Consider the following 14,135-nt stretch of genomic DNA (forward strand, 5'->3'; position numbering starts at 1 on the left):
TGACGGGTGCGGTGTTACGACCGGGCCGTGTCGGGGGTGGGGGCCGGTTCGGGGCGGTGGGGCGGGAGGACGGCTTCCAGGTCGTCCAGGGCCCTTCTGGCGACGGCGATGCGGGTGCGCAGGTCCACGGCGGGGTCCGGGGCGGGGGCCGAGGGCGCTTCGGGGGCGGGGGAGTGTGCGTGTTCCAGTTCGCGGGCTTCGTCCAGGGAGCTGATGACGACTCCGATGAGGACGTTGACCAGGACGAACGAGGCGAGCAGTACGTAGGAGGCGTAGTAGACGATGCTCCAGCGGGAGATCTCCAGGCCTGCGTGGACGGCGTCACCGAGGCCGTCCAGGGTCATCAGCAGGAAGAGGGTGAGGACGGCGCGGCCGATGGAGCCGAACTGGCCGGGGTCCGCCTCGCTGAAGAAGACCCAGCCGACCATGGCGTAGACGTAGAGCAGGAGCGCGCCGACCAGGAGGAAGCTGACGGTGCCCGGCAGGCTGCGGGCCACCGCGACGAAGACGATCCGCAGTTGGGGGAGGAAGCGGGCGGTGCGCAGGACGCGGGCCAGGCGCAGCAGCCGCAGGACGGTGGTGTTCTCGCGGACGAGGGGCAGGAACGCGCAGGCGATGACGGCCAGGTCGAAGAGGTTCCAGGGGTCGCGGAAGAAGTCGCGGGGGCGATCCGCGTGGGCGCAGGCGCGCAGGGCTATCTCGGCGGTGAAGGCGGCGAGGCAGAGGTGTTCGGCGAGGCGTAATCCGTGGTGCCAGTCCCTGGAGAGTCCGCTGTAGGTCTCGGCTCCCAGCAGGGCCGCGTTGGTGAGGATCAGGGTGAAGACGGTGAGGGCGAACCAGCGGGCTTCGGTGACGGCGCGGGCTCTCTCCGCCAGGGTGTGGCGGAGGGGCCGGGGGGTGGCGCCCGTGGGGGCAGGGTGGTCGTTCATATCGTGCTGTATCTGCTCCTTCGTGCCGCGCGCCATGCCCGTCGCGCGGACGGGCCGGCGGGTTCGCGCGGCGGTGACACTCCAGAGCTGATTTCTACAGCATTGTAGATTCGCGGGTGCTCGTGCAGGCGTTCGTGCGGGTGAGGCGGTGCCGGTGCATCCGAACGGCCTGCCGGGGCGTCCTTCCCTGCATGGATCTGGAGAAGCAGGACGCCGGGAGACCGGCACCGCCCGCACGCCCGTCTCCGCCGCGGCGGCCGGAGGCGGCGGGTGAGGGGTGTCTGGTGGTGGCGGTCCGGCTGCCGGTACGGATCTTCGTGTTCCTCGTGGTCCTGCCGGTGCGGATGGTGTGGGACGCGGGCGTCGTCGCCGTGCGGTGGCTGGAGCGTGCCGTGTTCCGGCCGCTCGGGCGGGCGCTGTGGTGGGTGGGACGGGCAGTGTTCGTGTGGCCGCTGGTGGGGCTGTGGCGGTACGTCCTCGTGCCGCTCGGCCAGGCGCTCGCCTGGCTCGGGAACCTGGTGGTCGTCGTGCCCGCCGGGTGGCTGTACCGGTATGTGCTCGTGCCGCTCGGGCACGCGCTGGTGTGGCTGTACAGGCGCGTGCTGACGCCCTTCGGGCACGGCGTGACGGTGGTGCTGCGCGGGATCGCGACCGTCTGCGCCGCGATCGGGCTCGGGGTGTTCACCGCCCTCGCCTGGCTCACGCGGTATCTGGTCCTCGTGCCCGGCGCGTGGCTGTACAGGTGGGTGCTCACGCCCGTCGGGCATGCCGTCGCCTGGTGCGCGAAGGGACTGGTGTGGCTGGTGGGCGTGCTCGTCACCGGCATCGGCACGGGGCTGTACTGGATCACCCGGATCCTGTTCGTGCTGCCTTTGCTCGCGGTGTGGCGCTGGGTGCTGGCGCCGGCCGGGCGGGTGCTCGCCGTCGTCGCGCGGGAGATCGGCGACGCGCTCGGGCACGCCTGGCGGGTCGCCGGGTACGTCTCGCTCGCGGTGGGACGGTTCCTGGGCGCCCTGGTGCGGTGGACCGTCGTGGAGCCCGCACGGTGGATGTACGCGCGTGTGCTGACCCCGGTGGGGCACATGGTGCGGGACGCGGTGCTGCGGCCCGCCGCCGAGGCGGGTCGGGCGGTGGGCCGGGCCGTACGGCAGTCACTGGATTCCGCCCGCGCGACGCTGCGGCAGGCGCGCGCCGACCTCCGCCGGATGCTCGTCGGGGAGCAGCGGCCGGCACCGGTGGAGAACCGACGGGAACCTATCGGCGGTGACACGCGTACTCTTGGTAGCAGTACGACCGCTCTCACGAAGGACTGAACGACACTGGGCAAGCGACAGCCCGAAGGCCCGCCGCCCGCACCCGCGGTGCAGCGCATTCGACTGCGCTACACCAAGCGCGGCCGCCTCCGGTTCACCAGCCACCGTGACTTCCAGCGTGCCTTCGAGCGCGCGCTGCGCCGTGCCGAGGTGCCGATGGCGTACTCGGCGGGGTTCACGCCGCACCCGAAGGTGTCGTACGCCAATGCCGCACCCACCGGCACGGGCAGTGAGGCGGAGTATCTGGAGATCGCGCTCACCCGGGCGCGTGATCCGGAGCGGATCAGAGCCCTTCTCGACGAGTCGATGCCCACCGGGCTCGACATCATCGAGGCGGTCGAGGCCCGTACCCCGGGGCTCGCCGACCGGCTCACGGCCTCGGTGTGGGAGCTGCGGCTGGACGGTGTCGACCGGGAGGAGGCCCGCCGAGCGGTGGACGCCTTCGACGCGGCCGGTGTCGTCGAGGTGCAGCGCCGGACGAAGAGCGGGATGCGTACGTTCGACACCCGTTCCGCGGTCGTGGCTCTGGAAAGCCTGGAAACGCCCCCTCCTTCGGCTGATAGGCCGACCGGCCGGCCCTGTGCGATACTGCGGCTGGTTGTTCGGCACGTGACGCCTGCCGTTCGACCCGACGACGTCCTGTCCGGTCTCCGCGCCGTGGCCGATCTGGCGCCGCCGGTCCCCGCAGCGGTGACCAGGCTGGCGCAGGGGCTGCTCGATGAAGAGACCGGCACGGTGACCGACCCGCTCGCGCCCGACCGCGAGGCAGCAGCGACCGAGCCGTATCCGGCCGGTGCCACTGCCGCCGCGACGGCGCCGGTGTAAGGAAGGTCCCGCGTAGGGACGGACGCCGTAGCGCCGCCCTCGTACCTCGGGAGCCACCTGGGTCGGGCAGCGCATCGACCACAAGACTTTCGCCAGGCCGTGCGCATTCGGTGTACGGAACCGGTGAGACAGGACACAGAGAGTTCCCGTGCGGCGCCCGCGCCCCGGACGGCGGCAACCGCGCTTCGCGCGAGCCGCGGACGTCACCGGCATCGCCGGACCGGGTGCGGCGCCCGGGAGCCTGACGGGAGAAACCCCCGCATGCTCGAACCGACCGAGCCCACAGAGGGCTCCGAACCGAACAGCCCCAGCGACACCCTGCCGCCGCGTCGTCGGCGGCGTGCCGCGTCCCGTCCGGCCGGTCCGCCCACGGCGGGCACCGGCACGGAGGCGGAGACGGTCACGTCGGCCATACCGGCCGCCGCGTTCCCGGAGTCCGCCGAGCCCGCCGAGCCGCTCGACGAGAGCGACGAGCTCGCGGCCGAGGAAGGCACCGAGGCCGAGGCCGCCGCGCAGCCGACGGCCGCCCGGGAAGAGGCACCGGCCGCCGCGGACACCGCCGCTCCGCCCCGGCGTCGCCGTGTGGTGCGCCGCTCGGCCTCGCCCGCCGGGGCACCGGTGTCGGCGGAGGCCGCCGAGACCGTCGTGCCGACGGCCGAGACCCCCGCTGCCCAGGCTGCCGGGCCCGCCGTGGACCTGGCGCCGGCCGAGCCCGCCGGGGACGCCGCCCCGCCGCGTGCGCGCCGTCGTGCGACGCGCCGTGTGACCTCGCCGACGACCACCGTCACCGAGGCCCCCGAAGCGGCGGAGAGCGCCGCGACCGCGAGCACCGCGCCGGCCGCCGGTACGGCCGACACGGCTGTCACGGCCGGCACCACCGCCACTGACAGCACCGCCACCACCGACACCGACACCGCCGGGGACGCGGCTCCCCGCCGCACCCGGCGCCGTGCCTCGCGCAGCGTCTCCGCGCCCGCGACCACCGAGGCCGCCGCCTCCCCCGCCGAGGAGGCGCAGGCTCCCGTGACCGAGCCCACCGGGCAGACCGCGACCTCCGAGACGCCCGCCGAGCCCACCGCGGACGACGCCGCTCCGCGCCGCCGTCGCCGTGCGGTCCGCAAGGCCGCCGCCGGTTTCGCCGAGCCCGCCCGGCCGGCCACCGGATCCACCGCGGCCGGAACCGGGGCCGGGGCGTCGAGGCGCCCCGCCCGTCCCGCCGTCGCCGTCTTCCAGGCCCCGGTGTTCACCGAGCCCCAGTTCCAGACGCCGGAGCGGGCCGCCGCCGAAGCGGCCGCCGAGGCCGCCGGCAGGCCGGAGCCCGAGCAGCCGGAGGAGACCGAGGAGCTTCCGGAGGAGCAGCCCACCGCCTCGCGCCGTCGTCGTCGCCGGCGGGGCGCGGCGGACGAGACCGACGCGGCCCCGGCCGCCGAGGCCCGCGTCGAGGCCGCCGAGGACCGGTCCGCCGATGTCTCGGGGCACGCCGACGAGTCGGCGGAGAGCTCCTCCGACGACGAGCACGACGAGCACGACGAGCACGACGAGAGCGGCGACCACGACGAGAACGACGACCACGACGAGAGCGAAGGGGCCGGTTCCCGCCGGCGCCGTCGTCGCGGTGGCCGTCGTCGCAGGCGCGGCGAGTCCGCCGACACGGACGCCGAGGGCGGCGAGTCCGGGGACGACGCCGAGCACGACGCCGAGGACCGCTCCACCGACGACACGGAGCACGCCGACGAGCCGGCGGAGGGCCTCTCCGACGACGACCACGACGAGGTGGGCACCGCGGGCGGCTCCAGCAGCAGCCGGCGCCGCCGTCGCCGCCGTCGCCGGGCCGGGGACAGCGGCGGTGAGGCCGAGACCTCCACCGACGACCCCGAGCGCACCGTCGTCAAGGTCCGCGAACCGCGCAGGCCCGCCGAGCCGTCGGACGAGGTGCAGTCCATCAAGGGCTCCACCCGCCTGGAGGCGAAGAAGCAGCGCCGCCGGGAAGGCCGTGAGCAGGGCCGCCGGCGCGTCCCGATCATCACCGAGGCCGAGTTCCTGGCCCGCCGTGAGGCCGTCGAGCGCGTCATGGTGGTCCGTCAGTACGGCGACCGTACGCAGATCGGCGTCCTGGAGGACGGGGTGCTCGTCGAGCACTACGTCAACAAGGAGCAGGCGACCTCGTACGTCGGCAACGTGTACCTCGGCAAGGTGCAGAACGTGCTGCCGTCGATGGAGGCCGCGTTCATCGACATCGGCAAGGGCCGCAACGCCGTGCTCTACGCCGGTGAGGTGAACTTCGAGGCGCTGGGCATGGCCCACGGCCCGCGTCGGATCGAGGCCGCGCTGAAGTCGGGCCAGTCGGTCCTCGCCCAGGTGACGAAGGACCCGATCGGGCACAAGGGTGCCCGTCTGACCAGCCAGGTCTCCCTCCCGGGCCGCTACCTCGTGTACGTCCCCGAGGGTTCGATGACCGGCATCAGCCGCAAGCTGCCCGACACCGAGCGGGCCCGGCTGAAGACCATCCTCAAGAAGGTCGTCCCCGAGGACGCGGGTGTCATCGTGCGCACCGCCGCCGAGGGCGCGAGCGAGGACGAGCTGCGCCGTGACGTCGAGCGGCTGCAGGCGCAGTGGGAGGAGATCAAGAAGAAGTCCAAGGGCGGTGGCAGCTCGAGCGCGCCGTCGCTGCTGTACGGCGAGCCGGACATGACCGTCCGGGTCGTGCGGGACATCTTCAACGAGGACTTCTCCAAGGTCGTCGTCAGCGGCGACGAGGCGTGGGAGACCATCCACGGGTACGTCGCGCACGTCGCGCCCGACCTGGCCGACCGGCTGCAGAGGTGGACCAGCGAGGTCGACGTCTTCGCCACGTACCGGATCGACGAGCAGCTCGCCAAGGCGCTCGACCGCAAGGTCTGGCTGCCCAGTGGCGGTTCGCTGGTGATCGACCGGACCGAGGCGATGATCGTCGTCGACGTCAACACCGGAAAGTTCACCGGTCAGGGCGGCAACCTCGAGGAGACGGTCACCAGGAACAACCTGGAGGCGGCCGAGGAGATCGTGCGCCAGCTGCGGCTGCGCGACCTCGGCGGCATCATCGTCATCGACTTCATCGACATGGTCCTGGAGTCCAACCGGGACCTGGTGCTGCGGCGCCTCCTCGAGTGCCTGGGGCGGGACCGTACGAAGCACCAGGTCGCCGAGGTGACCTCGCTGGGTCTGGTGCAGATGACCCGCAAGCGGGTCGGCCAGGGCCTGCTGGAGTCGTTCTCGGAGACCTGCGTCCACTGCAACGGGCGCGGTGTCCTCGTCCACCTGGACCAGCCCACCTCCGCCGGTGGCGGCGGCAGGCGCAGGAAGCGGGCGCGGGCCGGTGCCGGGGAGCACTTCCACGAGCACGAGGCCGACGCGGCCTTGACGACGGAGGAGGAGGCGGAAGCGGAGTCGGAGACGGCGGCCGAGGTCGCCGCCGAGGTCGCCGAGCCGGTCGCGCTTCCCGCCCCCGAGTACGTTCCGGACGAGGAGCTGTACAGCAGTGCCGCCGAGGCGGAGGCCGCGGCCACGCGCGGACGCACCCGTCGCCGGGTGAGCCGTCGGGCCTCGGCTCCGGCGGGTGCGCCCCGGCGCGAGCAGCCCCGGCGCGAGCCGGCTGCGGCCGCCGAGGTGTCCGGGCCCGACGGGTCCGGCGCGGAGGTGCCGACGGCCCAGGAGACGACGGTCGCCGAGGAGACCGCACGCCCGGTCCAGCCGGAGCCGGCCGCCGAGGCGCACGCGGTACCGGCCGCCGCCGAGGACCCGGTCGTCGAGGCGCCCGCCGCGGCGGTGCCCGCCGAGGAGGCCGCTCCCCAGGGCCGTACGCGTCGCCGGGCCACCCGCAAGGTGTCCGCGCCGGCCGGTTCTCCGGCGGGTGCGCAGGCCGCGGTGGTGACCATCGCGGACAGCAGCACGGCCACCACGGCGGACACTGCCCCTGCGACGTCCGGGCAGACGCCGGAGCCGGTGGCCGAGGAGTCCCCGGCCGAACCGTCGCCCGAGGCGCCCGAGCCGGCCGCCGCACCGCCCCGCCCGCGCCGCCGTGCGGTGCGCAAGCCCACCGTGTCCACCGCGTCCGAGGAGGCGGCCGTCGTGGTCGTCCCGTCGGCCCCGGCGGCGGAGACGGCCCCGGCGGACGAGGCCCCGGCCGCCGAGGCGGTAGTGACCGTCACCGCGACGGCGCCCGCCGAGGAAGCCGCCGACGAGGCGGCTCCGGCCAAGAAGACCGCCCGCGCGGCGGCCAAGAAGGCCACGGCGAAGAAGGCGGCCACGAAGAAGACGGCGGCCGCCAAGGCCACCGTCAAGAAGACGACGGCGAAGAAGGCCGCCACGAAGAAGACGGCGGCCACCAAGGCCACCGCCAAGAAGACGACGGCCACCAAGACCACCGCCAAGAAGACGGTGGCGAAGAAGGCGCCGGCGAAGAAGACGGCGGCGGCCGAACAGCAGTCCCCGCCGTCCGTGTCGAGCACCACCGACGGGGAGTGACGTCGGACCGTACGAGGAACACGATCCGCCCCCGGTCTCGCCGGGGGCGGATCGCTTTTTCCCCAACCCCCGCCTGTGGCACAGGAACTGACGGTACGAACAATCGGTGAACCGAGTTCCCCGGGCAGGTCTATGATGTTGCCCAGGATTCACGTTAATTTTTGACAAATGGGGCTTTTCCTCCCTGTGTGAGCGGAGTATTGGGGCGTAAGCAGTGAAGGCTCTCGTGCTTTCCGGGGGAGCGGGGACCCGTCTCCGCCCCATCACCCACACCTCGGCCAAACAGCTGGTGCCCGTGGCCAACAAGCCGGTGCTCTTCTACGGCCTGGAAGCGATCGCCGAAGCCGGGATCAGCGAGGTCGGGATCATCGTCGGCGACACCGCGGACGAGATCCAGGAGGCGGTGGGAGACGGCTCCCGCTTCGGGATCGAGGTCACCTACATTCCCCAGGAGGCGCCCCTGGGGCTGGCGCACGCCGTGCTCATCGCCCAGGACTTCCTCGGTGACGACGACTTCGTCATGTATCTCGGCGACAACTTCATCGTCGGCGGCATCACCGCACTGGTGAAGGAGTTCCGGGCGGAGCGGCCCGACGCGCAGATCCTGCTGACCAGGGTCTTTGACCCCACCTCCTTCGGCGTCGCCGAACTCGACGGCGACGGCGGGGTGGTGGGTCTGGAGGAGAAGCCGGAGCAGCCGAAGAGCGATCTGGCTCTCGTCGGCGTCTACCTGTTCACCCCGGCCGTACACGAGGCGGTCCGCTCCATCGCGCCCTCCTGGCGCGGCGAGTTGGAGATCACGCACGCCATCCAGTGGCTGATCGACGAGAAGCGGGACGTCCGCTCCACCACGATCTCCGGGTACTGGAAGGACACCGGCAACGTCACCGACATGCTGGAGGTCAACCGGTCCGTCCTGGAGTCCCTGGAGCCGCACAACGCGGGCGTGGTGGACGAGGCCAGCGAGATCATCGGCCGGGTGCGCATCGAGGAGGGCGCGCGCGTCCACGGCAGCCGGATCGTCGGGCCCGCGGTCATCGGCGCGGGTACGGTGGTCAGCGACGCGTACATCGGCCCTTTCACCTCGGTGTCCGAGGACTGCCGGATCGAGGACAGCGAGATCGAGTACTCCATCGTTCTGCGGGGCTCGTCCGTGACCGGTGTGCGCCGGGTGGAGACCTCGCTCATCGGGCGCGACGTCGAGGTCACGCCCGCTCCCCGTAACCCCAAGGCCCACCGGCTCGTGCTCGGTGATCACAGCAAGGTGCAGATCTCCTCATGACGGCCCCTTCCTCCCCCGTCTCCCCGGCCCGCCCGACCCGGATCCTGGTGACCGGCGGTGCCGGCTTCATCGGTTCGCACTACGTCCGTACGCTGCTCGGCCCCCGGGGCCCCGGCGATGTCGCGATCACCGTCCTGGACAAACTGACGTACGCGGGCAACCCGGCCAACCTCGACGAGGTGCGCGCACACCCCGGGTTCGCCTTCGTGCAGGGCGACATCTGCGACCCGGAGCCGGTCGGCAGGCTGATGGCCGAGCACGACCAGGTGGTGCACTTCGCCGCCGAGTCGCACGTCGACCGCTCCATCGACGGCGGCGCGGAGTTCGTCCGCACGAACGTGGTCGGCACCCACACGCTCGTCGACGCCGCGCACCGGGCCGGCATCGAGACCTTCGTGCACATCTCCACCGACGAGGTCTACGGCTCGATCGACGAGGGCTCCTGGCCCGAGACCCACCCGCTGCAGCCCAACTCGCCCTACTCCTCGGCGAAGGCCTCCAGCGACCTGATCGCGCTGTCCTACCACCGCACCCACGGCCTGGACGTCCGCGTCACCCGCTGCTCCAACAACTACGGGCACCACCACTTCCCCGAGAAGGTCATCCCGCTCTTCGTCACCCACCTCCTCGACGGCAGGAAGGTCCCGCTGTACGGCGACGGCGGCAACGTCCGCGACTGGCTGCACATCGACGACCACGTCCAGGGCATCGAACTGGTCCGCACCAAGGGCCGCGCGGGCGAGGTCTACAACATCGGCGGCGGCACCGAACTCTCCAACAGGGAACTCACCGGGCTGCTGCTGGAGGCGTGCGGCGCCGACTGGGAGACCGGCGTCGAGTACGTCGAGGACCGCAAGGGCCACGACCGCCGCTACTCCGTCGACTGCACGAAGATCCGCGAAGAGCTGGGCTACGAGCCGCGCAAGGACTTCCGTGCGGGCCTGGCCGAAACCGTCCAGTGGTACAGGGACAACCGCGACTGGTGGGAGCCGCTGAAGGAGCGGGCGGCGCTGAGCTGACGCACCGTCACCCCTGCGGGCCGGGGACCGCCCTCGTCCCGAGCCATCCGGCACAGAGGACGAGAAGAGGGAAGAACCCGATGAAGGAACAGTCCGACGCTCCGGCCGGCTGGCTGGTCACCGGGGCGGGCGGCATGCTCGGCCAGGACGTGTCGGCCCGGCTGGCCGCGGCGGGTGAGCAAGTCACCGCCCTCGACCGGAAGGCGCTGGACCTCACGGACGCCGACGCCGTACGGCGGACGCTCCAGCGCCACCGGCCCGCCGTGGTCGTCAACTGCGCGGCCTGGACCGCGGTGGACGACGCCGAGACCCACGAGGCCGAGGCGCTCGCGGTCAACGGCGACGGCCCGGCCCACCTCGCCGACGCCTGCGCCCGTACCGGCGCCGTCCTGCTCCACGTCTCCACCGACTACGTCTTCGCCGGCGACGCCACCGCGCCGTACGCCGAGGACGCCCCCACCGCCCCGCGCAGCGCCTACGGCCGCACCAAGCTCGCCGGCGAACAGGCCGTCCTGAAGACCCTCCCGGACAGCGGCTACGTCGTCCGCACCGCCTGGCTGTACGGCAGGGGCGGCCCCAACTTCGTCCGCACCATGATCGGACTGGAGGGCCGGCGCGAGACCCTGGACGTCGTGGACGACCAGCGCGGCCAGCCCACCTGGAGCGCCGACCTGGCCGGCCTGCTGCTCGAACTGGGGCGCGGAGCCCTGGCCGGCACCGCCCCGGCGGGCGTCTACCACGGCACCGGCTCCGGCGAGAGCACCTGGTACGGCTTCACCCGGGAGATCTTCCGCCTGCTCGGCGCCGACCCGGACCGGGTCCGCCCCACCACCAGTGAGGCGTTCGTCCGTCCCGCTCCCCGCCCGGCCTACAGCGTGCTCGGCCACGAGCGCCTCGCCGCCGCCGGTATCGAGCCGCCGCGCGACTGGCGCGCGGCCCTCACCGAGGCGTTCCCGGAGATCCACCGGTCCCACGAGAAGGAGAACCCGGCGTGACAGTGAAGGTCAGCGTCGTCATCGCGGTCTACAACCCGGGCACGTACGTGGAGGACTGCATCACCGGCCTGCTGCGGCAGAGCCTCACCCCCGACGAGTTCGAGGTCCTCTTCGTCGACGACGGTTCCACCGACGAGACCCCCGCCCGGCTGGACCGGCTGGCGGCCGAGCACCCCCACATCCACGTCATCCACCAGGAGGCGTCCGGCTGGTCCGGCAGGCCCCGCAACACCGGCATCGACGCCGCCCGGGGCGAGTACGTCATGTTCGCCGACCACGACGACTGGCTCGGCGACGAGGCCCTGGAGCGGATGTACGACTACGGCAGGGCGAACGACGCCGACGTGGTCGTGGGAAAGATGGCGGGCATCGGCCGCCCGGTCCCGCAGGAGCTGTTCCGGGTCAACCGGCCGCGCGCCACGGTGGAGAACGCGCCGCTGATCGACAGCCTCACCCCGCACAAGATGTTCCGGCGGGAGTTCCTCACCCGGCACGGCATGCGCTTCAAGGAGGGCCGCCGCCGGCTGGAGGACCACGTCTTCGTCGTCGAGGCCTATCTGCGGGCCGAGAGCGTCGCCGTCCTCGGCGACTACCCGTGCTACTACCACATCACCCGCGACGACGGCTCGAACGCCGGCTTCCAGCGCTTCGACCCGGCCGGCTACTTCGGGAACCTCCGGGAGGCCCTCGACGTGGTCGAGGAGCTCACCGAGCCCGGCCCGCTGCGCGACAGGCTGTTCAGCCGCTGGCTGCGCAACGAGATGGTCGAGCGGCTGCGCGGCGACCGGCTGCTCAGGCTCCCCGAGGACTACGCGGAGGAGCTGTACCGCGAGATCCGCGGTGTGATCACCGAGCGGTTCGGGCCGGGCGTGTTCGCCAGGGTGGCCCCCCTGCAGCGGGTGGTGGCCGGACTGGTCGCCGCCGACCACTACCAGGACGTCCGCGCCCTCGCCCGCTGGGAGGCCGGGATCAGACCCACCGGCACCCTGGACTCCCTGGCCTGGGAGGACGGCGTCCTGGCCATCGGGTTCACCTCCGAGTACCAGGTCGACGGCGAGCCGATGACCTTCCGCCGGGAGGACGGGCGCGACCTGCTCGGCCTGCCGCTGTCCGACAAGGCGCTCGAGGCGCTGGCCGGCCAGGGCATCACCCTGGACGCCCCGGTCGACAGGAGCGACGTGGACCTGGTGGTCCGCCACCGAGAGAACGCCACGCAGTACTACCTCCCGGTCGAGTGCGCACCGCACCGCCCGGACGCGGAGGACGGCTCCTTCCGCCTGCGGATCACCGCGCGCGCCGCCCTCGACCCGCAGACCGCGGCCGCGGGCAAACCGCTGGACAAGGGCATCTGGGACCTGCACCTGCGCATCAAGTGCTGCGGCTGGAGCAAGGAGACCCGGCTCGGCGCGGTACGCGGCGAGGACGCGGAGGCCGGACGGCTGGCCGCGCTCACCGGTGAGCCGAGGCGGCTGGTCCTGCCGTACTGGACCGACGGGCCGGGCAACCTCTCCCTCGACGTCGACCAGCACACCAACAAGCTGGAGCGCGAGGCGGTGGCCCTGATGGACCCGGCCGAGGCCGTGGCCGGCGGCTCCACCGTGCGGCTCCCGTTGCCGCTGCACGTCGCGGGGGACGGGAGCGGCACGGCGGACCCGGTGCGGCTCCGCTTCGAGCGCAAGAACGTGGGCAAGTTCCCGGCCGACGCGGAGGTGGACGGCCGTACCGTGAGCGCCACGCTGCCGCTGGAGAAGCTCACCGGGAAGCGCTGGGCCGTCCGGATCGGCGTACCGTCCGCGGGCCGGGGCGAGGCGAAGTGGACCCGGCTCCCGGTCGACGTGGTGGTCGCCGCCGACGGCACCGCCCGGGTGATCGACCGGCACACCCCACCGGCCGCGCCGAAGAGGACCGCCCCGCCCCGCCCCCTGTGGCGCCGGGCCGCCGGGCGTGTCAAGCGCTCACTGACCAACCAGCGGAAGAAGAACTGAGGACCCCTTCGATGCGACCCCTTTCCCTCTCCGGTGCCTGGGTGCACGAGCCGAAGATCTTCCCCGACGGCCGGGGCAGCTTCCACGAGTGGTTCAAGGCCCCGGCCTTCACCGAGGCGGCCGGCCACCCGTTCACGCTCGCCCAGGCCAACATGTCCGTCTCCAGCCGGGGCACCCTGCGCGGCATCCACTTCGCCGACGTGCCGCCCGGCCAGGCCAAGTACGTCACGTGCGTGCGCGGCGCGGTCCTCGACGTGATCGTGGACATCCGGACCGGCTCGCCCACCTTCGGCCGGTGGGAGAGCGTCCGCCTGGACGACCGGGACCACCACGCGGTCTACCTCTCCGAGGGTCTCGGCCACGGCTTCATGGCGCTCACCGAGGACGCCACCGTGATCTACCTCTGCTCCGAGGGGTACGCACCCGAGCGCGAGCACGGCATCCACCCGCTCGACCCGGCGCTCGGCATCGACTGGCCCGGGGACCTCACGTCGCTGCTCTCCGCGAAGGACGAGCAGGCGCCCACCCTGGCCGAGGCCCGGGAGCAGGGCCTGCTGCCCTCCTACGAGGAGTGCGCGGCCTACCGGGAGAGCCTCGGCGGCTGAACCGGCCGGTTCGACCGGAAGCTTTCGCGAGGCGGACCCCACTCCCCGCCGGGGAGTGGGGTCCGCCTTTCGCGTGCCGACCAGGAAACGCGCCGACCCGTGTGCCGACCAGGAAACCCGTGTACGTCCCCGAGGACGCGAGGCCGACGCGGCGACCGCTCCGGTGTCAGGCCGCGCAGTCCGGACAGATTCCGCGGTAGGTCAGTTCGACGCCGGAGAGCGTGTATCCGAAGCGCCCCGACTCCGGAAGGTCGGAGAGAGGGGTGCCCGTCGGGTGCACGTCGCGGATGGTGCCGCAGCCCTCGCAGAGCAGGTGGTGATGGGGGCGGTGCGCGTTCGGGTCGTAGCGCGTGGCACGGTGGTCGGTCGAGAACTCGACGAGTTCACCCAGCGTCACCAGTTCGCCCAGGGTGTTGTAGACCGTCGCCCGGGAGATCTCGGGCAGCCGCTCCACCGCGCGCGCGTGCACCTCGTCGGCGGTCAGATGGATGTGGTCCCCGCCGAGCACCTCGGCCACAACGCGTCGCTGCGCGGTCAGGCGCCAGCCGCGTTCCCGAAGTCTCTTCAAGAGATCACTCATGTACGTCACCCTAACCAGCGATTGATCCCATCTCAAGAACAGATATGATTCTGAATGTCGCCTTGACTTAGATCATGTCTAACATAGGGTGGGTCCTGA

The 14,135-nt window shown here is 72.5% G+C and carries 10 protein-coding genes; 8 read left to right on the forward strand and 2 right to left on the reverse strand.

What is annotated here, in order from left to right:
- Positions 1-14: 14 nt before the first annotated feature.
- On the reverse strand, positions 15-929 hold the full coding sequence (locus PYS65_RS24260; RefSeq protein WP_279336054.1) for an ion transporter: 915 nt from the start codon (positions 927-929) through the stop codon (positions 15-17).
- 191 nt (positions 930-1,120) lie between these two features.
- Here PYS65_RS24260 and PYS65_RS24265 point away from each other — a divergent pair, with 191 nt between their 5' ends.
- From PYS65_RS24265 to rfbC, 8 genes are all read left to right on the forward strand, one after another.
- Positions 1,121-2,242 (forward strand): phage tail tape measure protein, encoded by a 1,122-nt coding sequence (locus tag PYS65_RS24265; RefSeq protein ID WP_279336055.1) that lies wholly within the window; start codon positions 1,121-1,123, stop codon positions 2,240-2,242.
- Between the two features lie 48 nt (positions 2,243-2,290).
- The gene (locus tag PYS65_RS24270) at positions 2,291-3,067 is read left to right on the forward strand and encodes a TIGR03936 family radical SAM-associated protein (RefSeq protein WP_279336056.1); all 777 of its coding nucleotides are present in this window, start codon (positions 2,291-2,293) and stop codon (positions 3,065-3,067) included.
- A 261-nt stretch (positions 3,068-3,328) separates the two neighbouring features.
- A complete protein-coding gene (locus PYS65_RS24275; RefSeq protein ID WP_279336057.1) occupies positions 3,329-7,570 on the forward strand; it encodes an Rne/Rng family ribonuclease in 4,242 nt (1,413 codons plus the stop codon).
- Between the two features lie 214 nt (positions 7,571-7,784).
- Positions 7,785-8,852 (forward strand): glucose-1-phosphate thymidylyltransferase, encoded by a 1,068-nt coding sequence (locus PYS65_RS24280; protein ID WP_279336058.1) that lies wholly within the window; start codon positions 7,785-7,787, stop codon positions 8,850-8,852.
- Positions 8,849-9,871, forward strand: coding sequence for a dTDP-glucose 4,6-dehydratase (gene rfbB, locus PYS65_RS24285; RefSeq protein WP_279336059.1), 1,023 nt, complete (start codon positions 8,849-8,851; stop codon positions 9,869-9,871). The genes PYS65_RS24280 and rfbB overlap by 4 nt, the downstream gene beginning before the upstream one ends.
- An 80-nt stretch (positions 9,872-9,951) precedes the next feature.
- Positions 9,952-10,866 carry a dTDP-4-dehydrorhamnose reductase gene (gene rfbD / locus PYS65_RS24290; RefSeq protein ID WP_279336060.1) on the forward strand — a complete coding sequence of 305 codons (915 nt, stop codon included), beginning with the start codon at positions 9,952-9,954 and terminating at the stop codon, positions 10,864-10,866.
- Positions 10,863-12,851, forward strand: coding sequence for a glycosyltransferase family 2 protein (locus tag PYS65_RS24295; RefSeq protein WP_279336061.1), 1,989 nt, complete (start codon positions 10,863-10,865; stop codon positions 12,849-12,851). Before rfbD ends, PYS65_RS24295 begins: the two co-directional genes overlap by 4 nt.
- An 11-nt stretch (positions 12,852-12,862) precedes the next feature.
- Positions 12,863-13,456 (forward strand): dTDP-4-dehydrorhamnose 3,5-epimerase, encoded by a 594-nt coding sequence (gene rfbC / locus PYS65_RS24300; protein ID WP_279336062.1) that lies wholly within the window; start codon positions 12,863-12,865, stop codon positions 13,454-13,456.
- A gap of 166 nt (positions 13,457-13,622) precedes the next feature.
- Here rfbC and PYS65_RS24305 read toward each other — a convergent pair whose 3' ends face one another.
- A complete protein-coding gene (locus PYS65_RS24305; RefSeq protein ID WP_279336063.1) occupies positions 13,623-14,036 on the reverse strand; it encodes a Fur family transcriptional regulator in 414 nt (137 codons plus the stop codon).
- Positions 14,037-14,135 lie beyond the last annotated feature (99 nt).

Source organism: Streptomyces cathayae (genome assembly GCF_029760955.1).
Lineage (GTDB): Bacteria > Actinomycetota > Actinomycetes > Streptomycetales > Streptomycetaceae > Streptomyces > Streptomyces cathayae.

Bases quoted from the DNA above. Each gene is read 5' to 3' on its own strand.
- PYS65_RS24275 (WP_279336057.1), top strand. From the start codon at position 3,329: ATGCTCGAACCGACCGAGCCCACAGAGGGCTCCGAACCGAACAGCCCC.
- rfbD (WP_279336060.1), top strand. From the start codon at position 9,952: ATGAAGGAACAGTCCGACGCTCCGGCCGGCTGGCTGGTCACCGGGGCG.
- rfbB (WP_279336059.1), top strand. From the start codon at position 8,849: ATGACGGCCCCTTCCTCCCCCGTCTCCCCGGCCCGCCCGACCCGGATC.
- PYS65_RS24260 (WP_279336054.1), bottom strand. From the start codon at position 929: ATGAACGACCACCCTGCCCCCACGGGCGCCACCCCCCGGCCCCTCCGC.
- PYS65_RS24305 (WP_279336063.1), bottom strand. From the start codon at position 14,036: ATGAGTGATCTCTTGAAGAGACTTCGGGAACGCGGCTGGCGCCTGACC.
- rfbC (WP_279336062.1), top strand. From the start codon at position 12,863: ATGCGACCCCTTTCCCTCTCCGGTGCCTGGGTGCACGAGCCGAAGATC.
- PYS65_RS24265 (WP_279336055.1), top strand. From the start codon at position 1,121: ATGGATCTGGAGAAGCAGGACGCCGGGAGACCGGCACCGCCCGCACGC.